Origin of the sequence: Phytopseudomonas daroniae (genome assembly GCF_004327275.1) — a bacterium.
GTDB classification, from domain to species: Bacteria; Pseudomonadota; Gammaproteobacteria; order Pseudomonadales; family Pseudomonadaceae; genus Aquipseudomonas; species Aquipseudomonas daroniae.
Window position 1 is genome coordinate 18,431 of record NZ_QJUJ01000002.1, and the last position, 25,693, is coordinate 44,123.

Annotated in this window: 22 protein-coding genes; 12 read left to right on the forward strand and 10 right to left on the reverse strand. The window is 64.6% G+C overall.

Features of this window, described 5'->3' with window-relative positions; all coding sequences use genetic code 11:
• Positions 1-20 precede the first annotated feature (20 nt).
• From bcsZ to DNK10_RS05165, 6 genes are read left to right on the forward strand one after another with little or no spacing between them, the layout of a single operon-like run.
• On the forward strand, positions 21-1,241 hold the full coding sequence (gene bcsZ, locus DNK10_RS05140; RefSeq protein WP_131191167.1) for a cellulose synthase complex periplasmic endoglucanase BcsZ: 1,221 nt from the start codon (positions 21-23) through the stop codon (positions 1,239-1,241).
• Positions 1,220-5,170 carry a cellulose biosynthesis protein BcsC gene (locus DNK10_RS05145; protein ID WP_131190814.1) on the forward strand — a complete coding sequence of 1,317 codons (3,951 nt, stop codon included), beginning with the start codon at positions 1,220-1,222 and terminating at the stop codon, positions 5,168-5,170. The genes bcsZ and DNK10_RS05145 overlap by 22 nt, the downstream gene beginning before the upstream one ends.
• A gap of 21 nt (positions 5,171-5,191) precedes the next feature.
• Positions 5,192-5,851: an SGNH/GDSL hydrolase family protein gene (locus tag DNK10_RS05150; protein ID WP_131182285.1), complete on the forward strand. Its 660-nt coding sequence runs from the start codon at positions 5,192-5,194 to the stop codon at positions 5,849-5,851.
• Entirely contained in the window at positions 5,848-6,519 is a 672-nt protein-coding gene (locus tag DNK10_RS05155; protein ID WP_131190815.1) for an alginate O-acetyltransferase AlgF, read from the forward strand. The genes DNK10_RS05150 and DNK10_RS05155 overlap by 4 nt, the downstream gene beginning before the upstream one ends.
• A gap of 10 nt (positions 6,520-6,529) precedes the next feature.
• The gene (locus DNK10_RS05160; RefSeq protein WP_131190816.1) at positions 6,530-7,945 is read left to right on the forward strand and encodes an MBOAT family O-acyltransferase; all 1,416 of its coding nucleotides are present in this window, start codon (positions 6,530-6,532) and stop codon (positions 7,943-7,945) included.
• 12 nt (positions 7,946-7,957) lie between these two features.
• Positions 7,958-9,109, forward strand: coding sequence for an alginate O-acetyltransferase AlgX-related protein (locus tag DNK10_RS05165; protein ID WP_208738789.1), 1,152 nt, complete (start codon positions 7,958-7,960; stop codon positions 9,107-9,109).
• Positions 9,110-9,122: 13 nt separating this feature from the next.
• Here the strand turns inward: DNK10_RS05165 and DNK10_RS05170 are convergent, their stop codons facing one another.
• The 3 genes from DNK10_RS05170 to DNK10_RS05180 all read right to left on the reverse strand — a co-directional run bounded on the left by DNK10_RS05170 (position 9,123) and on the right by DNK10_RS05180 (position 12,401).
• Complete coding sequence (locus DNK10_RS05170; RefSeq protein ID WP_131190817.1) at positions 9,123-10,226, reverse strand: enoyl-CoA hydratase/isomerase family protein; 1,104 nt, start codon at positions 10,224-10,226, stop codon at positions 9,123-9,125.
• Positions 10,227-10,308: 82 nt separating this feature from the next.
• Positions 10,309-11,127 (reverse strand): enoyl-CoA hydratase, encoded by an 819-nt coding sequence (locus DNK10_RS05175; protein WP_131190818.1) that lies wholly within the window; start codon positions 11,125-11,127, stop codon positions 10,309-10,311.
• A gap of 26 nt (positions 11,128-11,153) precedes the next feature.
• Complete coding sequence (locus DNK10_RS05180) at positions 11,154-12,401, reverse strand: ABC transporter substrate-binding protein (RefSeq protein WP_131190819.1); 1,248 nt, start codon at positions 12,399-12,401, stop codon at positions 11,154-11,156.
• A 194-nt stretch (positions 12,402-12,595) separates the two neighbouring features.
• On the opposite strand from DNK10_RS05180, the gene ung reads away from it, so the two are divergent.
• Positions 12,596-13,288, forward strand: a complete 693-nt coding sequence (gene ung, locus DNK10_RS05185; RefSeq protein WP_131190820.1) for a uracil-DNA glycosylase — start codon at positions 12,596-12,598, stop codon at positions 13,286-13,288.
• A 2-nt stretch (positions 13,289-13,290) separates the two neighbouring features.
• Here ung and DNK10_RS05190 read toward each other — a convergent pair whose 3' ends face one another.
• Positions 13,291-14,145, reverse strand: coding sequence for a DUF6279 family lipoprotein (locus DNK10_RS05190; protein ID WP_131190821.1), 855 nt, complete (start codon positions 14,143-14,145; stop codon positions 13,291-13,293).
• A gap of 461 nt (positions 14,146-14,606) precedes the next feature.
• Between DNK10_RS05190 and DNK10_RS05195 the strand changes: the two genes are divergently transcribed.
• From DNK10_RS05195 to DNK10_RS05205, 3 genes are all read left to right on the forward strand, one after another.
• Positions 14,607-14,873, forward strand: coding sequence for a DUF4212 domain-containing protein (locus tag DNK10_RS05195; protein WP_131182277.1), 267 nt, complete (start codon positions 14,607-14,609; stop codon positions 14,871-14,873).
• Between the two features lie 10 nt (positions 14,874-14,883).
• Complete coding sequence (locus DNK10_RS05200) at positions 14,884-16,650, forward strand: sodium:solute symporter family protein (protein ID WP_131190822.1); 1,767 nt, start codon at positions 14,884-14,886, stop codon at positions 16,648-16,650.
• Between the two features lie 116 nt (positions 16,651-16,766).
• Positions 16,767-16,988 (forward strand): hypothetical protein, encoded by a 222-nt coding sequence (locus tag DNK10_RS05205; RefSeq protein ID WP_131190823.1) that lies wholly within the window; start codon positions 16,767-16,769, stop codon positions 16,986-16,988.
• Here DNK10_RS05205 and DNK10_RS05210 read toward each other — a convergent pair.
• The 5 genes from DNK10_RS05210 to DNK10_RS05230 form a co-directional block, all read right to left on the reverse strand.
• Entirely contained in the window at positions 16,974-18,029 is a 1,056-nt protein-coding gene (locus DNK10_RS05210) for an AbrB family transcriptional regulator (protein WP_131190824.1), read from the reverse strand. The genes DNK10_RS05205 and DNK10_RS05210 overlap by 15 nt on opposite strands.
• Positions 18,022-19,536, reverse strand: a complete 1,515-nt coding sequence (locus tag DNK10_RS05215; protein ID WP_131182274.1) for a tripartite tricarboxylate transporter permease — start codon at positions 19,534-19,536, stop codon at positions 18,022-18,024. Before DNK10_RS05215 ends, DNK10_RS05210 begins: the two co-directional genes overlap by 8 nt.
• A 3-nt stretch (positions 19,537-19,539) precedes the next feature.
• Complete coding sequence (locus DNK10_RS05220; protein ID WP_131190825.1) at positions 19,540-19,995, reverse strand: tripartite tricarboxylate transporter TctB family protein; 456 nt, start codon at positions 19,993-19,995, stop codon at positions 19,540-19,542.
• 87 nt (positions 19,996-20,082) lie between these two features.
• The gene (locus DNK10_RS05225) at positions 20,083-21,063 is read right to left on the reverse strand and encodes a Bug family tripartite tricarboxylate transporter substrate binding protein (protein WP_131190826.1); all 981 of its coding nucleotides are present in this window, start codon (positions 21,061-21,063) and stop codon (positions 20,083-20,085) included.
• A gap of 45 nt (positions 21,064-21,108) precedes the next feature.
• Entirely contained in the window at positions 21,109-22,398 is a 1,290-nt protein-coding gene (locus DNK10_RS05230) for an OprD family porin (protein ID WP_131190827.1), read from the reverse strand.
• 289 nt (positions 22,399-22,687) lie between these two features.
• On the opposite strand from DNK10_RS05230, the gene DNK10_RS05235 reads away from it, so the two are divergent.
• Both DNK10_RS05235 and DNK10_RS05240 read left to right on the forward strand, forming a co-directional pair.
• On the forward strand, positions 22,688-23,359 hold the full coding sequence (locus DNK10_RS05235) for a response regulator (RefSeq protein WP_131182270.1): 672 nt from the start codon (positions 22,688-22,690) through the stop codon (positions 23,357-23,359).
• On the forward strand, positions 23,352-24,743 hold the full coding sequence (locus tag DNK10_RS05240; protein WP_131190828.1) for a sensor histidine kinase: 1,392 nt from the start codon (positions 23,352-23,354) through the stop codon (positions 24,741-24,743). Before DNK10_RS05235 ends, DNK10_RS05240 begins: the two co-directional genes overlap by 8 nt.
• 83 nt (positions 24,744-24,826) lie before the next feature.
• Here the strand turns inward: DNK10_RS05240 and DNK10_RS05245 are convergent, their stop codons facing one another.
• Entirely contained in the window at positions 24,827-25,663 is an 837-nt protein-coding gene (locus tag DNK10_RS05245) for an HDOD domain-containing protein (protein ID WP_131190829.1), read from the reverse strand.
• Positions 25,664-25,693: the final 30 nt, after the last annotated feature.

Genomic DNA, 25,693 nt, shown 5'->3' on the forward strand with positions numbered 1-25,693 from the left:
GCCGGGAACGCACGCGGGCCATGAGTCAGGAGGTGTCCGTCGCGGCTCGACCGCCACGCGGACGCCTGGCCCTGCTCGCTGCCACGGCCGTGACCGCGCTCTGGCCTGGCCTGGGCCTGGCCGACGAGGTCTGCAGTGCCGATGCCTGGCCGCACTGGCAGCGCTTCAGCGAGCGCTGGGTGCAGGATGACGGACGGGTTCTGGAATCGAGTCTGGAAGCGCACCACAGCACCTCGGAAGGGCAATCCTACGCCCTGTTCTTCGCCCTGGTCGCCAATGACCGGGCGCGCTTCGCCTCCATCTGGCGCTGGAGCCTGGAGAACCTGGCGGGCAACGACCTCGACAGCCAGTTGCCGGGCTGGTTGTGGGGCAAGGGCAAGGATGGCGTGTGGCAGATCCAGGACGCCAACTCGGCTGCCGATGCCGACCTCTGGTTCGCCTATGCCCTGCTCGAGGCGGCGCGCCTGTGGGACGAGCCGCGCTACCAGGCCGATGCGCAGCGTCTGCTGGCCACGGTCAAGGCGCGGGAAGTCGCCGACCTGCCGGGGCTGGGGCCGATGCTGATGCCGGGGCCGGTCGGTTTCGTCCAGCCCGACCACCTCTGGCGCCTGAACCCCAGCTACATGCCGCTGCCGCTGCTGCGACGTCTGGCCGGATTCGAGCCGGAGGGGCCCTGGCAGGCGATCGCCGAGAACACCGCGACCCTGATTCGCCAGGCCTCGCCCAAGGGCTTCGCCGCGGACTGGGTCGGTTATCGCGGCACCTCGCCGCAGACCGGCCTGTTCGTCGACGACCCGTTCAAGGGCGATGTCGGCAGCTATGACGCCATCCGCGTCTACCTGTGGGCCGGCATGACCGCGCCCGGCGACCCGCTGGCCAGGCCGATCCTCGACAGCCTGGGCGGCATGGCGACGGCCACCGCGTCCAGCGGTATCCCGCCGGAAAGCGTGCGGGTCGCCACGGGCAGGATCGAGGGCGGCGGACCGTTCGGCTTTTCCGCGGCGCTGGTGCCCTACTTCCAGGCCAAGGGCCAGCCCTGGCTGGCCGACATGCAGCAGCGCAAGGCCGTCGAGGGCCTGGAGAAGGCGCTCGACGGCCGCGAGGCGCAGGATCATCCGGTTTATTACGATTACATGCTCAGCCTGTTCGGTCTCGGCTGGGCGGAAAAGCGCTACCGCTTTCTCGAGGATGGCAGCGTGCAACTGTTCTGGGAGTCCGCATGTTCCGGTACCACGCGCTGACCATCGGCCTATTGGCGGCCTTGACCCATGGCGCCGGTCTTGCCGAGGCGATCGATCCGCAGAGCCTGCTGATCCAGCAGGGGCATTTCTGGCAGGCCCAGGACAGGCCCCAGCGGGCGGCCGAAGCATGGAACAAGGTCCTGCAACTCGACCCGCGGCAGCCGGAGGCGCTGTACGGGCTCGGCGTGATCGAGCTGGAGGCCAAGCGCACGCAGAAGGCCGGCGACTACCTGGGCCGGCTCAAGGCCCTGCAGCCATTGCCCAGGCAGGCCCTGCAACTGGAGCAGGACATTGCCCTGGCCAGTGCCGCCAGCCGGAAGCAGCTGGAAGCGGCGCGTCTGCTGGTCGATTCCGGCGAGCGGGAAAAAGCCGCCGTGCAGTACCGGAAGCTGCTGGCGGGGCGCGAACCGCAAGGCCTGATCGCCCGCGAGTACTACAACAACCTGGCCTTTACCGACGGCGGCTGGAGCGAGGGACGCGCCGGCCTGGAGCGCCTGGTCCGCGAGCGCCCGGACGATTCCATCGTCGCCCTGTTCCTGGCCAAGCACCTGGCCCGTCGCGAGGACACCCGCGCCGAGGGCATCAAGGCGCTTGCCGAGCTGTCCCGGCGGGTGGACATCGCCGGGGATGCCGATGAGAGCCGGCGCCTGGCCCTGACCTGGATGGGCGCGCCGAACAAGGCGCAGGCGCCGCTGTTCGAAGCCTTCCTCAAGGACCATCCGGAGGACGAGGAAATCCGCACCTTGCTGGCCAAGGGGCGGGCACAGGGCGGGACGACCTGGCAGCGCGATCCTGGCCTGGCGCGCGGGCTCAAGGCCCTGGAGCAGGGCGACCGGGAAACGGCCGAGCGCGAATTGTCCGCGCGGCTCAAGAACAGCCCCAACGATGCCGACGCCCTCGGCGGGCTGGGCGTGCTGCGTCAGCAGCAGAACCGTCTCGAGGATGCCGAGGTACTGCTGACCAGGGCGACCCGGCAGCAGGGCGGGGCACAATGGCAGAGCGCGCTGGACGACGTGCGCTACTGGTCGCTCCTGCAGCGGGCCCGGGCCAGCCAGGCCAAGGGCGAGCCGGGCCTGGCACGCTCCCAGATCGAGCAGGCCGTGCGCCTCAAGCCCAGGGAAACCGCCGGGCAGGCGGCGCTGGCCGACCTGCAGGCCAGGCAGGGCCGGTTCGCCGAGGCCGAAGCCGGTTACCGTCGCCTGCTGGCGCAGAGCCCGAACGACCCGGATGCGCGCCGTGGCCTGATCTCGGTATTGACCCAGGCCGGCAAGAACGACGAGGCGTTGCGCCTGATCGAGGCCCTGCCCAAGGCGGAGCAGGCCGGGATCGGCGACCTCGGGCGCTTGCGCGCCGAGCAGGCGATGCAGCGCGCCAGGCTGGCGGAACAGCGGGGTGACACCGTTGGCCAGCGCGCAGCCCTGGAAGAGGCGCTGCGCAATGAACCCAACAACGCCTGGACCCGCTTCGCCCTGGCCCGCCTCTATGTCGGCATGGGCTCGGTGCAGGAAGCGCGCAGCCTGGTCGACGGCCTGCTGGTGTCGCAACCGGATGACCCGGACGCGCTCTATACCAGCGCCTTGCTCTCGGTCGAACTCGGCGAATGGCCGCAGGCCCAGACGACGCTGGCGCGTATTCCCGCTGCCGCCCGCACCAGCGAAGTGAACCGGCTGGTCGGGGACGTCGATTTCCACCTGCAGTTGCAGCAGATCAACGACCTGGCGAAAAGCGGTCGCCGCCAGGACGCCCGGGTGTTCCTGGCGCGCACCGAAGCACTCGCCGAGGGCCGGCCGGAGCGCCTGTCCGCCCTGGCTTCCGCCTACGCCGATGCCGGCGACCCGGTGCGCGCCACCGCCATGCTGCGCGACCTGCTGGCGCGCAGCCCGCGTCCCGAGCCCGGCCTGACCCTGCGCTATGCCGGCATCCTCCTGCAGACCGAGCAGGACGTGGAGGTCAGCGCCATCCTGCGCGACCTGCAGGGACAGCCCCTGAACCCGGCCGAGCGCAAGCAGTACGACGACCTGCTGTTCCTCTACCGGGTACGCCAGGCCGAGCACTTGCGCGAGCGTGGCGATCTGGTCGCGGCCTACGACACCCTGGCGCCGGCCCTGGCCCAGCGGCCCCAGGACGGCCAGGCCGTATCGGCCCTGGCGCGCATGTATGCGGCCAGCGGCAACCCGGGCAAGGCGCTGGAACTCTACAAGCCGCTGCTGCAGCGCGAACCGGACAATGCGCAGTTGCAGATCGGCGCCGCCGACATGGCGGCCCAGGTGCGCGACGGCGCTTTCGCCGAACGCGCCCTGGAGCGCGCGCTGCGCCTGGCGCCCGGCGATCCGGACGTGCTCACCACGGCGGCGCGGATCTACCAGAACCAGGGCAAGAGCGGCAAGGCCGCCGAACTGCTGCGCAAGGTGGTCGCCCAGGAGCAGCGTCAGCAGTCGGCGGCATTCGCCGCCTCGGCGCCGGCTTCCGGCGTGGCGGACAACCCCTTTGTCGGCCTGGCGGGCCAGGGCGCTCGAAGCGCCGGTGTGGCGGCCGCCGCCATTCCGGCCCCGGTGCCGGCCCGAGCGGCGGGCCAGCCGCTGGCGAGCGCCGCCGCGGGTCAGGCCTGGGGCATTGCGGATGCGCTGAACCCGGACGTACCCGGCGGCACGCCGCAGGCCGCCCCGACCTGGCAGAGTGCCCCGGCCCCGGGCATGGCGGCCAATCCCTTCGCCGCCGAGCCGGCCGCTGCCGACCCCCGCGCCGGGATGAGCGTCGCCGCGCGGGCGCTCGACGATATTCTGCAAGAGCGCAGCGCCTATGTGGTCCAGGGCGTGAGCGTGCGCAGCAACGATAGCGAGTCGGGCCTGAGCAGGCTGACCGATATCCAGGCCCCCTTCGAGGCCAATTTCCCCGTGGGCGACAATCGCCTCGCCGTACGCGTCACCCCGGTGAGTCTCAACGCCGGCAGTATCGGCAATGAAGCCGCCCAGCGCTTCGGCGGTGGTCCCGCCGCGTCGGCGGCCAACCCGGGCGCCTCGCCGGGCTCGCAAAAGGATTCCGGGGTCGGCCTGGCCCTGGCCTTCGAGGATCCGTCCGCAGGCCTCAAGGCCGACCTGGGCACGACACCGCAGGGCTTCCTCTACAGCACCCTGGCCGGCGGTGTCAGCCTGAAGCGGCCATTCGCCTCGAACGGCGACCTGCACTGGAGCGCCAACATTTCGCGGCGCCCGGTCACCGACAGCCTGTTGTCCTTCGCCGGTGCCCGCGATGCGCGCACCGGTCAGAGCTGGGGCGGGGTGACCGCCAATGGTGGGCGAGCCGAGCTGAGCTACGACGACAGCGAGGCGGGCGTGTATGTCTATGGCGCCTGGCACCGGCTGCTCGGCAATCATGTCGAGTCCAACAGCCGGGGCGAGTTCGGCAGCGGCATCTACTGGTATCTGCAGAACGAGACCGACCAGCAGTTGACCGCCGGCCTGAGCATGACCGGCATCACCTACGACAAGAACCTCGGCCACTACACCTATGGCCATGGCGGTTATTTCAGCCCGCAGACGTTCTTCGCCCTGGGCGTGCCGGTGTCCTGGTCGCAACGTTTCGACAAGCTGAGCTATCAGCTCAAGGGCTCGGTGGGCGTGCAGTTCATCGATCAGGACGAGGCCGACTACTTCCCTGGCGATGCCAGCTTGCAAGCCGCGGCATCCAGCGTGCTGGGCAGGCCCGCCACCTACGGCGGGGAGAGCAAGACCGGGCTCGGCTACAGCCTGTATGGCGCGGCCGAATACCAGTTCGGCCCCAATTTCTTCATGGGCGGGCACCTGGCCCTGGATAACGCCCAGGACTATCGCCAATGGAACAGCGGCATGTACCTGCGCTACATGTTCGAAGAAATGTCCCGGCCACAGATCATGCCGGTCAACCCCTACCGCTCACCCTATTCGAATTGACCCTAGCCAAGGAGTAGTCCCATGTCTTCCTCCGTCCTTGCCGGCCTGACCCTGCTCGTGCTTGGCGAAAGCCATATGAGCCTCGAGAACCACCTGACCGAGCCGCTGAACGCCGCGCTGGTCGCGAAAGGCGCGAGCGTGCATTCCATCGGCGCCTGCGGCGCCAGCGCGGGCGACTGGCTGGTGGCCAAGAAGCTGGATTGTGGCGCCGAGCTCAAGGGCACCGGCAAGCTGCTGATCAAGGGCCGCGAGGCCAGCACCACGCCGATCAAGCAACTGATCGCCCAGGAGAAGCCCGATGTGGTGGTGCTGATCATCGGCGACACCATGGCCTCCTACGACAAGCCGGCGTTTCCCAAGGCCTGGGCCTGGCAGAACGTGACCGGCCTGACCAAGGCGATCGGCGAGACCGGCACCCCGTGCGTCTGGGTCGGCCCGGCCTGGGGCAAGGAAGGCGGCATGTACAAGAAGAACGATGCGCGTACCCAGCTCATGTCGAACTTCCTCGCCGCCAACGTGGCGCCGTGCAGCTATATCGACTCGCTGACCCTTTCCAAGCCCGGCCAGTGGGTCACCACCGATGGCCAGCACTTCACCGTCGCCGGCTACAAGGCCTGGGGCGCGGCCATCGCCGAGGCCATGAGCAAGCTGCCGGCCGAGAGCCTGGGAGCCAAGCGATGAAGGGCGGGCTTCTGGCAGTGGGGGCGTTGGCCTGGGCCATCGCCCAGGCGGGGCATGCCGCCGGGATCCCGCTGTACCCGACCGGCCCCAGCGAGGACGCGGCCTTCCTGCGCTTCGTCAATGCCGGCGAGGGTGCGCTGGAACTGGCCGCCGCCGGTTCGGAGGCGCGCCTGCGCCTGGAGGGCGAGGAGCGCGTCTCGGATTTCCTGACCGTGCCCGCCGGTCGTGCGGTCAAGGGTTCCCTCAGCCGTGGCGGGCAGCGCCATGAGCTGGACGTGACCGTCGAACCGGGCGAGTTCACCACGGTCGTAGGCCTGCCCGGCGCCGGCGCGGCCCTGGAGCTGGCGACCGTGCGCGAGCAGCCGGACGATTTCAACGCCCTCAAGGCCTCCCTGGCCTTCTACAGCCTGGATGGCCGTTGCGCCGACGCGGGCCTGCGGGTCGCCGGCCGCTCCGTGGAGATCTTCACGGCGGTCGCCGAGGGCAGCGTGCAGCGCCGTTCGATCAACCCGGTGAACCTGTCCGTGCAACTGAGCTGCGCCGGGGCGCCGGCAGGCGAGGCGCTGGCGCTGGGCGAGCTGCGCGCGGGCGAACGCTACAGCGTCTTCCTGGTGCCCTCGTCGGAAGGCCCGCGCCTGTTCCAGGCGAAGGACAGCCTGGCCAACTGACGGGAACCCCATGGTCTTCGCCTCCCTTGAGTTCCTCACGCTGTTCCTGCCCGCGTTCATGCTGGTCTATGCGTTGGCCAGGCCAGGGGCGCGCAACCACGTCCTGCTGGTCGGCAGCTGGTTCTTCTATGGCTGGCTGAGCCCGACCTTCCTGTTGCTGCACGTGCTGCTGACCGTGCTCGGCTGGCTCGGCGGCCTGCTGGTCGAGCGCACCCGCGCCGAGTCGCGCCAGCGCATCCGCCTGCTGGCCGCGCTGATCACCGTCAACGTGCTGGTGCTGTGCTGGTACAAGTATGCCAACATCCTCGCCGCGACCTACAACGAGCTGATCACCACCTACGGTGCGCTGCCGCTCGAGTGGCAGAAGGTGGCGTTGCCGGCGGGGCTGTCGTTCATCGTCCTGCAGGTCATCTCCTACCTGGTGGACGTGCACCGCAAGGTAGTGCCGGTGGAGCGCAGCTTCACCCACTTCGCCACCTACCTAGCGATGTTCGGCCACTCCATCGCCGGCCCGATCATCCGCTACGACTGGGTACGCCAGGAGCTGCAGAAGCGCTACTTCAATTGGCTGAATTTCGCCCTCGGTTCGCGCCGCTTCATGATCGGCCTGAGCATGAAGGTGCTGGTGGCCGACAGCCTGTCGCCGCTGGTGAGCGTGGCGTTCGCCGAGGATCGGCCGTCCTTCATCGATGCCTGGATCGGCTGCCTGGCCTACTCGATGCAACTGTTCTTCGACTTCGCCGGCTACAGCGCCATGGCCATCGGCCTCGGCCTGATGCTGGGCTTCCACTTTCCGGAGAACTTCAACCGGCCGTACTGGGCACGCAACATCCAGGATTTCTGGCGGCGCTGGCACATCTCGCTGTCGAGCTGGCTGCGCGACTACCTATACATCGGCCTGGGCGGCAATCGGCGCGGGGCCTGGAAGACCTACCGCAACCTGTTCCTGATCATGGCCATCGGTGGCCTGTGGCACGGCGGCGATAGCTGGAACTACGTACTCTGGGGCGCCGCCCACGGGATCGCGCTGTGCATCGATCGCGTCTGGGGGCGGGCGGGGCTGCCGGACTTGCCGGCCTGGCTGGCGCATACCCTCACGCTGCTGTTCGTGTTCCTGGCCTGGACGCTGTTCCGCGCGCCGGACTTCCAGACGGCGCTGAACATGTATGCCGGCCAGTTCGGCCTGCATGACTTCGCCCTCGGCGATGCCCTGGCCGCGACCCTGCGCCCGGCCCACGGCATCGCCGCCGCGTTGGGCGTCGCGTGCCTGCTGCTGCCGCTGTACCAGCGGCGTGCCGAGGCGCGTTTCGCCGAGGTGTGGCTGTTCCGCGCCATCGGTGCGCTGTGGCCGGTGCTGGGTTTCCTGCTGTCGTTCGCCCTGATCGCCAGCCGGGAAACCGTGCCCTTCCTGTACTTCCAGTTCTAAGGGGCCGTCGCCATGTCGAAGCAACAAGATGCGTCCCTCGCCCCGCTACCGCCAAGCGCCATGACGATCCGCCTGAGCCCGCTGGCCGGATGCGTGATGTCGGTCTTCCTGGCGACCGGCCTGGCATTCTGCCTGTGGGCGCTGTTGGTCAGCGGCAAGGTCGAGCTGTTGCCGGAGACGCTCGGCTGGGACGATATCCGTACGGGCGAGATCACCCATCATATCGCCCGGGAACTGAGCAGCGTGCCGCTCGCCAAGCGTGCCGCCGATCTGGAGCGGGCCGCCAGTTGGCTAACCATCGGCGATACCGGCGCGCGGGTGCGCCAGGGCTGCCCCGGCTGGCTGTTCCTGGCCGACGAGCTGAAGCTGCACCCGCATGCCGAGGCGAATGCCCAGGCGCGGGCGCAGAAGGTCAAGGCCGTGCACGACTGGCTGGCCGGACGCGGCATCCGTCTGCTGGTGCTGCTGGTGCCGGACAAGAGCCGGATCGCCGAAGAGCGCCTCTGCGCGATCAGCCGCTCGGCGCAACTGGCCGGGCGGGCCAGGCAATGGCAGGCGCGCATGGGGGACGCCGGTGTGCCGGTGCTGAACCTGGCCGAGGTCCTGCAGCCGCTGGGCAGCGCCGCGTTCCTGCGCACCGACACCCACTGGAGCGAGCTGGGGGCCGAGGCCGCTGCGCGCTCGGTCGCCGCCGCCATCGTCGCCAGCGGCGTGACGCCGACCCCGCACAAGGCCTGGCAGCGCAGCCAGGAGCCGGCCCGTGTCCGTCCCGGCGATCTGGTGCGCCTGGCCGGTCTGGACTGGCTGCCGGAGCGTCTGCAACCGGCGCCGGAAGCGGTTTCCGCGTCGATCTTCAGCGCCGATGAAGCGCAGGACGCGATGAGTGAGGACGATCTGTTCGGCGACAGCCAGTTGCCCAATATCGCCTTGATCGGCACCTCGTTCTCGCGCAACTCCAACTTCGTGCCCTTCCTCGAACAGGCGCTGGGCACCAGCCTCGGCAATTTCGCCAGGGATGGCGGCGAGTTTTCCGCTGCCGCCAGGGCGTATTTCGCCAGCGCGGCGTTCGGCCAGACCCCGCCACAACTGCTGGTCTGGGAAATCCCCGAGCGTGATCTGCAAACGCCGTATCAGGACGATATCGTTCTGCCCGCCGGGCCGTAGCGGTTGTTCTGGCTCACAGGTTCTGCAACGGATGTTCGCCGTCCCAGGTGGCGCTGAAGTGCGCCTCGATCACCGCCGGCGGAATGGTCGCGACATCGGGCCAGTGCCAGCGCGGCGCCTGATCCTTGTCGATCAGGCGGGCGCGCACGCCTTCGGGGAACTCCGGGTGGCGGCAGCAGTTGAGGCTCATCGCGTATTCCATGCGCAATACCTCGGCCAGGGACAGGTGACGGGCACGCTGGATCTGCTCCCAGACCAGGTGGGCGCTGAGCGGGCAGCCATTGGCCAGGGTGCTGGCGGCACGGGCGAGCAGGGCGTCCTCATCGGCCCGTAGTGCGGTCAGCGCCTGCCACGCCGCGGGCAGGTCGGCGACATCCAGCAACTCATCGATACGGGCCCGTCGCGGCAGCCACTGGGCCTCTGGCAACGCGCCGCGGGCATCCCGTTCCAGCGCCCGCAGCAGGCTGTTCAGTTGCCGCTGTGGCTGCTCCTGCCAGTTGAGCTGCTCCAGCCCCTGCAGGAGCGCCTGTTGCTGGTCGTCGCGCAGGAAGCGGTCGGCCAGGCCGAGACCCAGGGCATCGTGGGCATTGATCTGGGCCGCCGTGAGGCCGAGAAACAGGCCGAGGCGGCCGGGCAGGCGGGCGAGGAACCAGCTGCCGCCCACATCCGGGTACAGGCCGATATTGATTTCCGGCATGCCCAGCCGGCTGGTGGGGGTGACGATACGTACGCTGGCGCCTTGCAGCAGGCCCATGCCGCCGCCCAGTACATGTCCGTGGCCCCAGCACAGCAGGGGTTTCGGGTAACGGTGGAGGCGGTAGTCGAGACGGTATTCGTCGGCGAAGAAGCGTCGCGCCAGTGGCGGCACTTCGCCGGGGTGTTCGCGGCACTGGCGAACCAGCTGCACCACGTCGCCACCGGCGCAGAAGGCTTTGCTGCCGTTGCCGCGCAACAGGACGCAGGCGATGCTCGGCTCGTCGGCCCACCTGCGCAACTGGGCGTCCAGGGCCTCGATCATCGGCAGACTGAGGGCGTTGAGGCTCTGCGGCGCATCCAGGCTGGCGATGGCGATACGATAACCCTGCTGGCCCGGGCGCTCTTCGAATCGTAGGTTCATGTTCATATCCATCATGGGGCGGCGCCCACGCCCGCGATCCGCCTGGTCGGCGCCAGCCACGTTGCGGGGCGTGGCTTCCCGGTTACTTGTTACGCCACTGGGGCGTCCGTTTTTCCAGGAAGGCGTTGACCCCCTCGCGGGTGTCGTCGGCGTCGAACAGGTCGACGAAGCGCTCGCGCTCGGCGACCAGCCAGCTATTGGGCTGGCGTTCGCGAGCGCCCTGGATCAAGGGCTTGATGCTGCGCACGGCCACCGGGCTCTGCCCGGCGACTTTCGCCGCCAGCAGCAGGGCATGGCCGCGGGATTCGCCGCTGTCGACCACCTGCTCGACCAGGCCGATGCGCAGGGCGGTTTCCGCGTCCACCCGTTCCGCGCAGAGGATCATGCGCTTGGCCCAGCCTTCGCCCACCAGCCAGGGCAGGTTCTGGGTTCCGCCCGCACAGGGCAGCAGGCCGACGCTGGCTTCTGGCAGTGCCATCCGCGCCTGACGCTCGGCGATACGAATGTCGCAGGCCAGGGCGCATTCCAGGCCGCCGCCCATGGCGTAGCCATTGATCGCGGCAATCGACACACCGCGAAAGTCGCGAAGCCGTTCGAAGGCTTCGCCGAAGCGGCTGGCCATTTCCCGAGCGCGGGCCTTGTCGCCGTCGGCGAACAGTTTCAGATCCGCACCGGCGGAAAAGAACTTGCCGCCCTGGCCAGTGATCACCAGCGCATAGATATCGTCATCGCGATCCAGATGCTCGATCAGCTGTTTGAGGCCGATCAGTGATTCGCGATCCCAGGTATTGGCGGGCGGGTTGTTGATCGTCAGCAGGGCCGTGTGGCCGTGCTTTTCCACGGTTAGCTTGTGGGTCAGGTCGAAGATACCGGGTTTGTAGGGTTCGATTGCCGTACTCATGGAGCGTCCTCTGCAGTGCCTACTACTTACTGTAGCGTCAATGGTTGACCGGCGTTGCGCCGCTCGGTCTGCCAGGTGGCCAGAGCGGGTAGGCCGGTTTCGCCGTCCAGACGTTCGACGATTTCGAAGTAATCCTGCTTGAGTGGATCTTTAAGTACCTCGGCGCGGGCTTTCACTTTCACCGCGTACACCGTTTGCACATTCTGGTGATCGAAGGCACGCCATTGCTGGCGATCCTTGAGCAGCACATAGCTGTGGTTTTCCAGCGCTCGAATCAGTGCTTCGCTGTTCAGGCTGTTTGCGCGTTTGGCTGCCTCTGCCCATTGCTGGACGATGCTGTAAGCCGATGCCGCCGAACTGGACGGATACATGGAGTAGCGTTCGCTGAACGCCTTGACGAAAGCTTTGCCGCGCTCCGAGTTTTCCAACTCCGGTACGCGCCATGTCCAGGGCTCGGTGCCGACGACGCCTTCCATCAAGCCTGGACCGGCCTGTTCGACGATGCTCTGCGTAAGGTTGGGGGCGATGATCTGCATGCGTGACGTGAGGCCGAGATCCTTGGCGATACGCATCGCTCGCACCAGATCCTCTCCAAACAGCACCAGGGCCAGCACTTCGGCATTGCTGGCGGCCGCCTGGGTCAATACGGTCTGGTAGTCGGCCAGGTTGGCGCCGGGGAAGGGCACCTTGAGGGAGGGATGTTGGGCCGGATCCTGGGTATTGGTCGACTGCCGCAGGGAGCTTTCAGTGGTGTGGCCCCAGGTGTAGTCGGATGTGATGTAGAAGTAGCGTTTGTCCGGCAACTGCTTGTTCAGATACTGACCGAGCACCTGCGCGCTCATCCAGGCATTGTTGCACTCTCGGAACATGTAGCGATGACCGTCTTTACCGGTGGTGTCGTTGGAGTAGGTGAGCGTGCCGAAGTAGAGTAATCCATGCTGCGCTGCCCGCTTGCTGGAGGCGATGGCCACTGCGCTGGATGCGCCGCCGAAAAGCATCGCGGCCCCTTCCTTGGCCAGTTTGTCGACGTTGCGTTCGGCCTTTTCGGGACGTGACGCGTCGTCCAGACTGGACAGGCGCAGACTTCGCCCCAGTACGCCACCCTGAGCGTTCAACTCGTCGATGGCCAGCAGGGCGCCACGCATCTGCGCCAGGCCTTCCTCTTTATAGCTTCCGGTGCGCGGATAGTTGAGGCCCAGCGTGATGGGGTCGGCAGCCTGGGCATAGGCATTGACTCCGATGCACAGGGCCAGGAAGGCGAGCAGTCGTCTCATGATGCGTTCCTTGTTTTTATTATGGTCTTCGCCGCTACGTTTTACGCTGTTCTCCATTGCGCGTGTGATTCGCTTTTAGTCTAAGACATGGCGGCGAGCAATCATTTTTACATGTGTGCTTTGGCTGGCCCGCCTTGACTTGATCTGTGCGCTTCTCTAGCGTGCCGGTTCCATTGGTCTACCCGGGAGCAGGCATGTCCGCCGCAGATAAGGTCAAGCTGGAAGCCGGCTGGAAACAGGCGCTTCACGAGGAATTCGATAAGCCCTACATGAAGGCGCTGGGGGATTTCCTGCGTCAGGAGAAGGCTGCGGGCAAGGAGGTCTATCCGCCCGGCCCGCTGATTTTCAATGCCCTCAATTCCACGCCCCTGGATCAGGTCAAGGTGGTGATCATCGGCCAGGATCCCTACCACGGCCCCGGCCAGGCGCACGGCCTGTGCTTCTCGGTACAGCCAGGGGTGGCGACGCCACCATCGCTGGTGAACATCTATAAAGAACTCAAGCGCGACCTCAACATCGACATACCCAACCACGGTTATCTGCAGTCCTGGGCCGAGCAAGGTGTGCTGTTACTCAACACCTCGCTGACGGTGGAGCGCGCCAGCGCCGGCTCCCACGCGGCCAAAGGCTGGCAGCCGTTCACCGATCGGATCATTTCGGTAGTGAGTGAGCAGCGGCCGCGACTGGTCTTCTTGCTGTGGGGGGCGCATGCACAGAGCAAGGAGCGCCTGATCGATACAGGCAAGCACCTGGTGTTGCGCTCGTCGCATCCGTCGCCGCTGTCAGCGCACCGGGGCTTTATCGGTAACGGTCATTTCAGCCGTACCAACAAATTCCTCGGGCAGCACGGCCTGGCACCCATCGACTGGAGATTGCCCCCCGCCTAAGGCTAACCGGTGCAGATCTGACCGGCCAGATCGGTTTGTATGGACGCGAAGCGTTTGCCTGCTCGAGCCCGCTGTTTGTCATCGGCCGCTGCCAGCAGGTCACTGAATAGCGCGGCCAGGGCCTGGCGGGATTCCTGATAGGCCTGGGTTGCCCGCTCATCGTGGGCACCGCGGCGGTTTTCCAGCACCTGGGTCATGCGCTCAGGGAAGTCTGCATCACCGCGTGCATCCAGCACCGCGCGAAATTCGCTCTGCCAGCGTGTGCGATTCTCCAGCCACTGGCGGTTCTGGTCGCGACGCTCGCTGGCCCACTCGGCAATCCGCGCGCGTTGTGCGTCATTCAATTGGCCGAACCAGGGGCGCAGGCGTTTTTCCAGGCGTTCGGCGCGCTCGCTGATCTGGGTCTCCAGGGGCGGCTCGAGAAACTCCTGGCGGTCTTCGAGGTTGTCTTTTTCCATGCGTGCGTAGAGACGCTCGACCTGCTCGGGGCGTAGGGCGCCGAGCAATGAAACTGCGGTGGGGTTGGTCTGTTGCACGATACTGTGGAACGCCTGCTCGGCTTCGACCATCTGCGCTTCGAGTTGCCCCGTATCGGGTACAGGCTCCTGCAGCAGATCCTGGGTACGCTGCAGCCAGTCCACGTAACGCGGCAGTTCGGCGCTGCAATGCCAGTCGAGGTGCGCTTGCAGCCGCGGTTTGAACCAGGCTTTCTGCTGCGAATCGAGATCCAGGTACTGATTCACCCGCCAGGGAATCACCCAGTCGAGGTTGCGATAGGCCAGGCTGGTCTGGCTGCAGGCACTCACCAGCAGGCCGAACGACAGCAGCAGGGACAGGCTTTTCAGATAACCCAACATGTAGGAACGCCTCTTCGCGAGCACTCTGGGAAACGAGAGTACGTCAGCGATATGGACAGTGGGTGGCCTGACATATCTGCATAAAAAGGTTTTTCGCCGACAAGAACGCGCGCACAAGGGCTGCAGTGAGTTTTTCGGCTACAGGTCGATCATCACGCCAGGCCGCAGATTCAAGGCGCCCCCGTGAGCTGAACGGATAGATTCCTAGCGGATGAACGACGGCGTGAGAGAGCGTCTGGCTCCAGCCTCTGCAACGTGTAGCAAACCGCGTCAGGGTTGAATGCAGCTCCCTCACGCGCGAATGGCATGGCAATTACGCTGTGAATTACCTTGATCCATGACACATGGCATCGCAAGCCCATCAAGCGAAGCGCTTTACGACCAAAGTCTTACCTGCATAAAACGGCAGGCCTGCTAGTTTCATAGTGCCATAACAACAATAACAACCTTTGGAGGCTCCTATGGCTATGTCCAAGCAAGAGGCTGCCACGGCCTATTGGAAAGAAAACTTGCGGCTGATGCTCTGGCTGCTGGTGATCTGGTTCGCCGTGTCGTTCGGCTGCGGCGTGCTCTTCGTCAATCAGTTGAACACCATCAACGCGTTCGGTTTCCCCTTGGGATTCTGGTTCGCCCAGCAAGGCTCCATCTACGTGTTTGTGCTCGAGATCTTCTTCTATGTCTGGAAGATGAATCGTCTCGATCGCAAGTACAACGTACACGAAGAGTGAGGCCACGAGCATGAGTACTCAGTTTCTGATCTATTTGTTCGTTGGCGGTACTTTCGCACTCTATATCGGCATCGCTCTGTGGACGCGTGCCGGTTCAACCAGTGAATACTACGTCGCCAGCAAGGGCGTGCATCCGGTACTCAACGGCATGGCCACCGGCGCGGACTGGATGTCTGCGGCATCCTTCATCTCAATGGCGGGGATCATCGCGTTTGCCGGCTATGACGGTTCGGTATACCTGATGGGCTGGACTGGCGGCTATGTGCTGTTGGCCATGTGTCTGGCACCGTATCTGCGCAAGTTCGGCAAGTTCACCGTTCCGGAGTTCATTGGCACGCGCTACTACTCGCAGACTGCGCGCATGGTGGCGGTGATCTGCGTCATTTTCATCTCGTTCACTTATGTAGCCGGGCAGATGCGCGGCGTTGGTATCGTGTTCTCGCGCTACCTGGAAGTGAACATCGAAACCGGCGTGGTCATCGGCATGGCCATCGTTTTCTTCTACTCCGTGCTGGGCGGCATGAAGGGCATCACCTATACCCAGGTGGCGCAATACTGCGTGATGATCTTCGCGTACATGGTTCCGGCGATCTTCATTTCGATAATGATCACGGGGAATCCGATTCCGCAGCTAGGCTTCGGTAGCGAGGTCACCGGAACGGGGCAGAGCGTTCTCGAACGGCTCAATGGCCTTGGCGCCGAGCTGGGCTTCACGCCCTACACCGATGGCAGCAAGTCCACCACTGACGTGTTCTTCATCACCATGGCACTGATGGTGGGTACTGCGGGTCTGCCGCACGTCATCGTGCGCTTCTTCACCACTCCGACGGTCAAGGATGCGCGCAAGTCGGCGGGCTACGCACTACTGTTCATCGCCATCCTCTACACCACCGCGCCAGCGGTTGCGGCATTCGCCCGCACCAACCTGCTGACCAGCGTACCCAATACCAGCTATGAAGAAGTACCGAGCTGGTTCAAGTCTTGGGAGAACGCCGGGCTCATCGGCTGGTTGGACAAGAACAATGATGGCGTTATCCAGTATGGCCCGGGCGCTGCATTCGCAGGTACGCCGAGCTACTCCGCCGAGCGTGGCGACGTAGGCCAGCGTGTAGTGACCAACGCGCCAACCGCCGCTAGCAACGAGCTGTATGTCGACAACGACATCATGGTGTTGGCCAACCCGGAAATCGCCGGTCTGCCGGGCTGGGTGATCGCGCTGATCGCCGCGGGCGGTTTGGCTGCTGCGCTGTCCACGGCTGCCGGCCTGCTGCTGGTGATTTCCACCTTGATCTCCCATGACTTGCTCAAGAGCAATCTGATGCCTGGCATCAGCGAGAAGAAGGAACTGCTCGCCGCACGTATCGCTGCAGGTACCGCCGTGGTGATTGCCGGCTTGTTCGGCATCTACCCGCCGGGTTTCGTGGCGCAGGTGGTCGCGTTCGCCTTCGGTTTGGCCGCCGCATCGTTCTTCCCGGCCATCGTGATGGGGATCTTCTACAAGCGTATGAACAAGGAAGGCGCGATTGCCGGGATGGTGGTCGGTCTGGCCTTCACCTTTTCGTATATCGTCTACTTCAAGTTCATCAATCCGACGGCAACCGCCGACGACTGGTGGTTCGGCATCTCGCCGGAAGGCATCGGTACTCTGGGGATGATCTTCAACTTCATCATCGCGTTCGTGGTTTCGCGCATGACTGCACCGCCGCCGGAGCACATCCAGCACCTGGTGGAAGACATCCGTGTACCGCGTGGTGCGGGGGGGGCAATAGATCACTGAGGTATCCACAGAAACGAAAAAACGCCGGAGATCTCCGGCGTTTTTTTATGCTGATTGAGCGCACGACCAACGTTGATCGCTTCTGATAAACGTGATGTGGTCAAACGGAGCTTGGGATGCACAATGAAATTTGCTGGCCGGTAGGCCGCGAGATCAAGATGCTGCCAGCATCAAGCGTAAATCGAGGCACTCGTCTACTCGAGATGAAGCGCGGGCTGATGGATATCGACGATATCGAATGGTTCCGCAACCCAAGGATGCGTCATGGTGTGATTTGGCAAGACCAGGAGTTAAAAGCCCGGCGATTCACCGGGCTCTGTATTTCAGGGAATCGGTGATTGCCGCATCCATAAACGGTACAGCGGTTCGGCCAGAAACATCACCATGAACAGACGCAAGGCCTGTAGCGCCGTGACCAACGCCACTGACAGGTGCAGTGCCTCGGCAGTCAGGCACAGTTCGGTGATACCGCCGGGCATCATGCCGAGCATCAGCGACACCGACTCGATACCGGCCAGCCAGCCGAGCGCGAAACCGAGCAGGACGGTACCCACCATGGCCAGCAGGGTGAACAGCAGCACGCGAGCCAGGAAACCGGGGGCGCTACGAAAGAATGCCCGATCGAAGTGGCAGCCCAGGGCGCAGCCGATCAGCCATTGGCCGACTTGGCCGAGCCACGCCGGTGTGGCGATATTCAGATCGAAAGTCACACTGGCTGCAGCGCACAGCGTCAGCGGGCCGAGCATCCACGGATTGGGTTGGCCGAGGCGGCGCCAGAGCACGGCCAGCAGGGCGCCGGCGGGGAGCAGAATCGCCAGCCAGAACCAGTCCACCGTTACCGCGGGTGGCGGTTCCATGGCGGGCAAGCCCCAGGTGAACAGTGCCGGAATCAGCAGGATCACCATCAACAGGCGCATGCTATGGGCGGCGGCGATACGTGCAGGTTGCGCGCCGTGGCGCAGCGACAGATTGACCATCTCGCTGGCGCCACCCGGCATGCTGGCGAAGAAGGCCGTGGCACGGTCGACACCCGAGCGGCGCAGTCCGGCGATACCAATGACGCTGAGGGCCAGGGTGGCGAGCACGCCGACGACGATGATCGCCAGGTTGCCCAGCACCTGTTCCAGCACCTCGCTGGTGAAGTGCAGGCCGATGCCCGCCGCGATCAGCCATTGGCCGACTTGCCGCCCGCCGGGCATTTCCCGGCTGAGTACGCCACAGCAACGCAGGGCGATGACGGCCAGCAGCGAACCGATGACCCACGGCAAAGGCCAGCCTATGAGGCTGGCCAGGTAACCACCGAGTGCGCCAACCAGTGGCGTGGGCCACCAGTTGCGCAGGTGTTTCGGGTTGTCGCGAGGGGCGATGCTATCAGGCATTGGCCGCTTCGGCCTTGCGCTGGCTGCGTTTACGCCAGGTGCGGTAGATGGGCAGGATGATCATGGCCACGATCAATGCCCACACGGCCCAGGTGATCGGGCTGGCGAACAGGATGCCCAGCTCGCCGTTGGAGATCGACAGGGCGCGCCGCAGATTCTGCTCCATCAAGCCGCCGAGGATGAAGCCCAGCAGGATCGCCGATAGCGGGAAGTCCATCTTGCGCAGGATGTAGCCGGCAACGCCGATACCGATCATCAGGAACAGGTCGAACGCGGTGGCGTGCACGGCGTAGACGCCGATCGAGGTGATGATGGCGATGGCCGGCACCAGGGCCCAGTACGGTACGGCGAGGATCTTGGTGAAGATCTTGATCATCGGCACGTTCATCACGATCAGCATGATGTTGGCGACGAACAGCGAGGCGATCAGGCCCCAGACGATATCCGGCTGGTCGCGGAACAGCAGCGGGCCAGGGGTGATGTTGTACAGCGTCAGGGCGCCGAGCATCACCGCGGTGGTGCCGGAACCGGGCACGCCGAGGGTCAGCATCGGCACCATGGAACCACAGGCTGAGGCGCTGTTGGCGGTTTCCGGAGCGGCCAGGCCACGCAGGTCACCTTCACCGAATTTGTTGTCCTTGGTAGCCAGGCGTTTTTCGCTCATGTACGCCACGGCGCTGGCCAGGGTTGCACCGGCGCCCGGCAGGATGCCCAGGAAGAAGCCGACCGCGCCGCTGCGCAGGTTGGTGGCCAGTACCGACAGGCCTTCCTTGAGGTTGAACAGCATGCGGCCCTTGGCTTCGATGGCCTTCTGGCCATGGTGGGTGCGCTCGAGCAGCACCAGGATTTCGCTGACCGAGAACAGGCCGAGCACCAGCACCACGAACTGGATACCGTCGGCCAGGCCCAGGCTGCCGAAGGTGAAGCGGTACACGCCACTGTTGGAGTCGATGCCGACACAGGACAGGAACAAGCCGATACAGGCGGCAATCGCGGTCTTCATCGGTTTGTTGCCGGCCATGCCAGCGAGGCAGACGATGGCGAACACCATCAGCACGAAGTACTCGGCGGGGCCGAAGGCGACCGCCCATTTGGCCAGCAGCGGGGCGAAGATCACCACGCCGCAGGTGGCCATCAGGCCACCGACGAAGGAGCTCCAGGCGGAGATCGACAGCGCTACGCCCGCCTTGCCCTGACGCGCCAGCGGGTAGCCGTCGAGGGTGGTCATCACGGCCGAGGCCTCGCCTGGGATGTTCAGCAGGATCGAGGAGATACGGCCGCCGTATTCGCAGCCCAGGTATACGGCAGCGAGCAGGATCAGTGCGGTTTCCGGTGGCAGACCGAGGGCGAAGGCGATGGGAATCAGCAGTGCCACGCCGTTGATCGGGCCCAGGCCCGGGAGCAGGCCGACGATGGTGCCGATCAGGGTGCCGCACAGGGCGGTGAACAGGTTGTAGGGACTGAGGGCGACGCCGAAGCCCTGACCCAGGTAGCTAAAGGTATCCACGGATCAGATCTCCAGAGAGGACAGGATGCCGAGCGGCAGGGGTACGTCGAGGATTTTGTCGAACAGCAGGTACAGACCGACCGCCAGCGCCACACCGGAAATCACGCTGGCTTTCCAGGTGCCTTCATACAGGCGGGCCATGGCGATACCGAAGATCAGGCTGGCCGGCACGAAGCCCAGCGGCTCGAACAGCGCGGCGTAGAGGGTGAATATCGCCACGCAACTGACCACCTTGCGGATCACGTGCCTGTCCAGTGGCGGCTCATCGCTGTGCGACGTGTTGCTGGCCGGCTTGACCAGCAGGTAGACGGCGCCCAGCCCCATGAGGGTCAGCAGCAACAGCGGGTAGGCGCGCGGGCCGACCGGCTCGTAGGAGAAGGGCGCGTGATAGCCCCAGGCAACGATGCTCAGACCGGCACAGGCCAGCAGCAGCACCATGCCGAAAATGCGTTGAGACATGAGGAAATCCTCGTTTGACCATGGCAAAAGCATCCCCTGGGCAGTGCCCAGGGGATGATAAGAGTCGTGTGTGGTTGGAACCGGGTGTTACTGGATCAGGCCGAACTCCTTGGCCAGTTCCTTGTACTGAGCAACTTGCTTCTTCACGTAGCCATCCAGTTCGTCGCCGGTCATGGCGAACGGATACAGCTCGCGCTGCTCACGCAGCTTGGCGAAGTCTTCGGAAGCCAGCAGTTGGTCGAAGGAGTTCTTCCACCAGGTGTAGGCTTCGTCGCTGACTTTCGGGCCGAGGTAGAAACCACGGATTACCGGCCAGACCACATCAAAGCCCTGCTCTTTGGCAGTCGGGATGCTGGCCACTACGTCGCCCGGCAGGCGTTCTTCGGAGAACACCGCGAGGATGCGCATGTCGCCGCTTTCGATATGGGGAACCGAGTCGGCGATGTCGGTACTGGCGACCTGGATGTGGCCACCGAGCAGTGCGGTGGCCAGTTCGCCACCACCTTCCATCGCCACGTAGCGCAGCTCACGCGGATCGATACCGGCAGCGCGGGCGATCAGTGCGGTCTGCATCCAGTCCTGGCTGCCGACGGTGCCGCCGGAACCGATGACGACTTTGCCCGGATTTTCCTTGAGCGCCTTGACCAGGTCGTCCAGGGTCTTGTACGGAGAGTCGTTGCGTACCGCCAGGGCACCGTAGCTGGTGCCGATACCGGCCAGCCACTTCACGGCGCTCTCGTCGAAACGGCCGAACTTGCCCTGCGCCAGGTTGAGCAACGAACCGCTGGAGAAGGCCGTGATGGTGCCCGCATCGGCAGGGCGCTGGGCGACCACTGCGTTGTAGGCGACTGCGCCGACGCCACCCGGCATGTAGGTCACACGCATGGGCGACTTCAGCAGTTTGCTCTCTACCAGGGCGCTCTGCGCCAGTTTGCAGGTCAGGTCGAAACCGCCACCGGGCGCTGCCGGGGCGATGCATTCAGGGCGGCGCGGCTCGTCCGCCAGCGCCTGACCGGCCACCAGCAGGCAGGAGGCGGTCAGCAGGATGGTACGCATGGATGTTTTCATCGGGTTTTCTCCGTTGGAGTCTTTATTGTTTGACCAGCTCTGCACTTACCAGATGGACAGTGCATAGCTAACGATCAGGCGAACCTCATCAGCATCGCGCATGCGCGAATCATTGGCCGGTCGGTCGAGGCTGGAGCGGTAGCTGGCATGACGCAGGCGTACGCCGACATCCTTCAAGGCACCGCTCTGCACCACATACTTCAATTCGATGTTGCGTTCCCATTCCTTGGCGTCGCCACTCACACCCGTCAGCTCGGCATTGTCGCCGCGGATGTAGCGCGTCATGAAGCTCAGACCGGGAACGCCGAGCGCCTTGAAGTCGTAGTCGTAACGAGCCTGCCAGGAGCGTTCCCCGGCTTCGGCGAAGTCGTTGATCTGCACGAAGTTGACCAGGAACGGGTCGCTGCCATCGATGTAGGGATAAGCCGTGTCGCCGCTCATGTGCTGGTAGGCGACGGTGAACTTGTGGCCGCTCTGAGCGTAGCTGACGCTGCCGTTCCAGGCGCGGTTATCGACCTTGCCGCCTTTGGCGGAGCCATGGTCATCGCTGATCGCCACGCGCAGATCGGCACTCAGCTTGCCAGGGCCGACCGGCAGGCTGCCGAGCAGGCCGAAGAAGTGCTGGCGATACACGTCGTCGAGTTGGGCGAAGTGGTAACGACCGGTGAGGTTGTCGTTGATCTTGTAGTCGAAGCCGGCCATGTCGAAATGATCGGCGCTGGCAGTACCGTCGAAACGACGGTTCTTGTTGTTCAGCGCCAGGTCTTCGGCGTTGGTCGAATCACGGTCGATGGCTTTCTTCAGACGCCCGGCGGTGATGTCCAGACCGTCGATTTCGCCGGACGTGAGCAGGCCGCCCTCGAAAACCTGCGGCAGGATGCGGCCGTCATTGGGCTTGAGAGTCGGCAGTTCGGGAATCAGGGTGCCGACACGCAGTTCGGTCTTGGAGATGCGCGCCTTGGCGGTCACGCCGAGTTTCGAGTATTCGTCGGCGGCACGGCCATCGTCATGGGTCGGTAGCAGCCCACTGCCGGTGCGATCCGGGCTGGAGTCGAGCTTGATGCCGAGCATGCCGATGGCGTCTACGCCGAAACCGACGGTGCCTTCGGTAAAGCCCGATTGCAGATTGAGGATGAAACCTTGCGCCCATTCATCACGCTTGGACTGCTGAGGCCCTTCGCGGAAATCTCGGTTGAAATAGATATTGCGGGTTTCCAGGCTGGCTGAGCTGTCTTCGAAGAAGGCGGCCTGGGCGATTGGGGCGAGCAGGGTGGTCGGCAGTGCGAGGCTGAGCAGACTCAAGGATGAGATAGCCTGGCGCGGGGCAGTCGGCATGCGTGGTACTCCATTGTTATTTTTGTCACGACTGCACGCCACTGTGCAGATCGTTCTATGGGCGGATCGAGCCACCTGGTGGTGATCCTAGAAGTACAACCTTTCACCAACCTTTCAGCGGTGAAAGTTATTGCGCATACGCTGCCAGGGTCTGTTCCCGTTTCATCGGCGCGGCCGTGAGTGAAACGGGAACAGACCCTAACGCACGCCGTAACTGCCAAGTTGTCGCGCGAGCGGTAAACTCCTGCCACACATGGCGGTCAAGTCATGATTCGGTGTGGAGGTTGCAGTGCGAATTCTGCTGGTCGAGGATCATCCGCAATTGGCGGCGAGCGTTACCCAGGTGCTCAAGAGTGCCGGTTGGACCGTGGATGTTCTGCATGATGGCGTGGCTGCGGATCTGGCGCTGAGCAGCGAGGAATACGCTTTGGCGATCCTCGATGTGGGGCTGCCGCGCATGGACGGTTTCGAGGTTCTGGCGCGTCTGCGTGCGCGAGGCAAAACCGTGCCGGTGCTGATGCTCACCGCTCGCGGCGAGGTCAAGGATCGGGTGCACGGGCTCAACCTGGGGGCCGATGATTACCTGGCCAAACCGTTCGAACTGAGTGAGCTGGAGGCGCGGGTCAAGGCTTTGCTGCGGCGCAGCATGCTCGGTGGAGAACAGCAGTTGCGCTGTGGCGATCTGGTCTATGACCTGGATACCCGGCGCTTCACCCTGCTGGAAGAAAGCCTCAACCTGACGTCCCGCGAACAGGCGGTGCTCGAGGCGATGATCGCCCGACCGGGGCGGGTCATGAGCAAAGAGCAACTGGCGTCTCAGGTATTCGGTCTGGATGAGGACGCGAGCGCCGACTCCATCGAGATCTACGTCCATCGCCTGCGCAAGAAACTCGAAGGCGGTTCGGTGCGCATCGTCACCTTCCGCGGTCTCGGTTATCTGCTGGAAGCCACGGGTGGATAGGCCGGGTAGCCTGCGTGGTCGACTGATCCGACGGCTGGCCGTGTTGTTCACGGTGATTCTGCTGGTCAGCAGCCTGACGGCTTACTGGAGTGCCCGGCATGCCGCTGACACGGCCTATGACCGTACCTTGCTGGCTTCCGCCCGGGCGATTTCCGATGGCCTCTATGCCGTGGAAGGCATGTTGAGCGCCAACGTGCCCTATATCGCCCTCGATACCTTCGCCTATGACAGCGCCGGGCGTATCTACTACCAGGTACTGGGCCCCAAAGGTGAGCTGGTATCGGGGTATGAAGATCTGCCGGCCGCGCCGCCGGACACCCCACGAACCAATGATTATCCGGCCTTGGCCAAGTTCTATGACGGTGTATACCGCGGCCAGGGTATACGTGTGGTCAGCTTTCTGCAGCCGGTCAGCGAGCCAGGGTACAGCGGTGTGGCAGAGATTCGCGTGGCGGAAACCCTGGGCGCCCGCGAGCGCATGACCCGCGATCTGCTGTTCGGCACGTTCTGGCGCATGGGTTTGTTGTCGATGAGTGCGCTGCTGCTGGTCTGGTTAGCGGTGAGTGCCGGCTTGCGTCCGCTGGAGAGCCTGCGGCGCACGGTAGCGGCGCGTAGTAGCGACGATCTGCGCCCGCTGCCTGACAGTGACATGCCGCGAGAGCTACGGCCGTTGGTCAATGCGCTGAACCAGTTCAATGACCGCCTGCGCGGGCTGTTCGAGCGCCAGTCACAGTTCATCGCCGACGCCTCTCACGAGCTGCGTACGCCATTGGCCGCTCTAAAGGCGCGGGTCGAGCTTGGTCTGCGTGATCGGCAGCCGGAGGTCTGGCATGCGACGCTGGAGGACGCGGCGCTGAATGCCGACCGCCTCACTCACCTGGCTAACCAGTTGCTGTCATTGGCGCGTATCGAAAGCGGTGCCCGTGCGATCGCCGAGGGCGGTGCGCTGCGCCTGGATCTCAGTCAGTTGGCCCGTGAACTGGGCATGGCGCTGGCGCCTCTGGCCCACTCACGCGGTGTCGCCCTGGCATTGGAAGCCGAGCAGCCTGTGTGGATTCGCGGCGAGCCGACCCTGCTCAACGAGTTGTTGTGTAACCTGGTCGACAATGCCATGGCCTACACCGAGGCTGGCGGCAATGTGGTCTTGCGGGTGCTGGAACCGGGAATATTGGAGGTCGAGGATGACGGCCCGGGAATTCCCGAAGCGGATCGAGAGCGGGTCTTCGAGCGTTTCTATCGGCGTCAGGTTCAGGGGCTGGGCGCAGGGTTGGGGTTGGCCATCGTCGGCGAGATCTGCCGTGCGCACCGCGCCGCCATCAGCCTGCATCAGGCCAACCCTCAGGGCCTGCTGGTTCGCGTGGCGTTCCACGGTGAACCGGACTAGAAGAGCCTGAATGTCTCTGCGCGCAGAAGTGTTAGCAAGCCCTCGCCCAGAGCCGGGGCGAGAAGAGTTTCACCCCGTGGCAATCACTGCAGCATGCTCATCGCGGCATCCATGGCGGCGGACAGGTCTTCGTCCGCGTGTATGTCCGTGTCCGGTTTGAGACCGAGCTTGGCGAACGCCGGTACCTGACTCCAGTCGAGTTGCGTGTAGGGGTGCGGCGTACCGAGGTAGCTCTGCAGCGTGGCCACCTGGACGATATCGACGTAATCGACCTTGGCGCTGTCGCGGCTGAAGTCCAGGTGCTGGCTGGGCACGCAGGCGATCATTTCCGGGAACTCCCAGGTACGCAGGATCTTGTCGCCGATGATCGGGTGAATCTGCTCGATTACGTGGTTGAGGCTGATCGAGTCGGTCAGCAACTCGTTGTGCTCTTCTGCGTAGGTGAGAATCGGCAGCACACCGATCTGATGCACCAGCCCGGCGAGGGTCGCCTGATCCGGCATCAGGCGGGTGTAGTGGCGGCTCAGCACGTGGCAGATGCCGGCGATCTCGGTGCTCTTGTTCCATACTTCGCGCATCTTGCGGTCGACCACATCGGTGGTGGCCTGGAACATCTGCTCCATGGCCAGACCAGTGGCCAGGTTGCAGGTGTAATTGATGCCGAGACGGCCGATCGCCATCTGCAGATCGGTGATTTCCCGGTTGGTGCGCAGCAGCGGGCTGTTCACCACCTTGATGATGCGGGCGGTGAGCGCTGCGTCATTGCCGATGACCTTGCTCAGTTCCGGGATACCGATGTTCGGATCTTCCGCCGCCTCGCGAACTTTCAGGGCGACCTCGGGCAGGGTCGGCAGAACCAGTTCATCGTTGTCGATAGCCCTGATCAGATCCAGCTGGACTTTCTCGGCGAGTTTGCTCATGAAATTCTCGTTGATGGCGTTGTGGTGGCG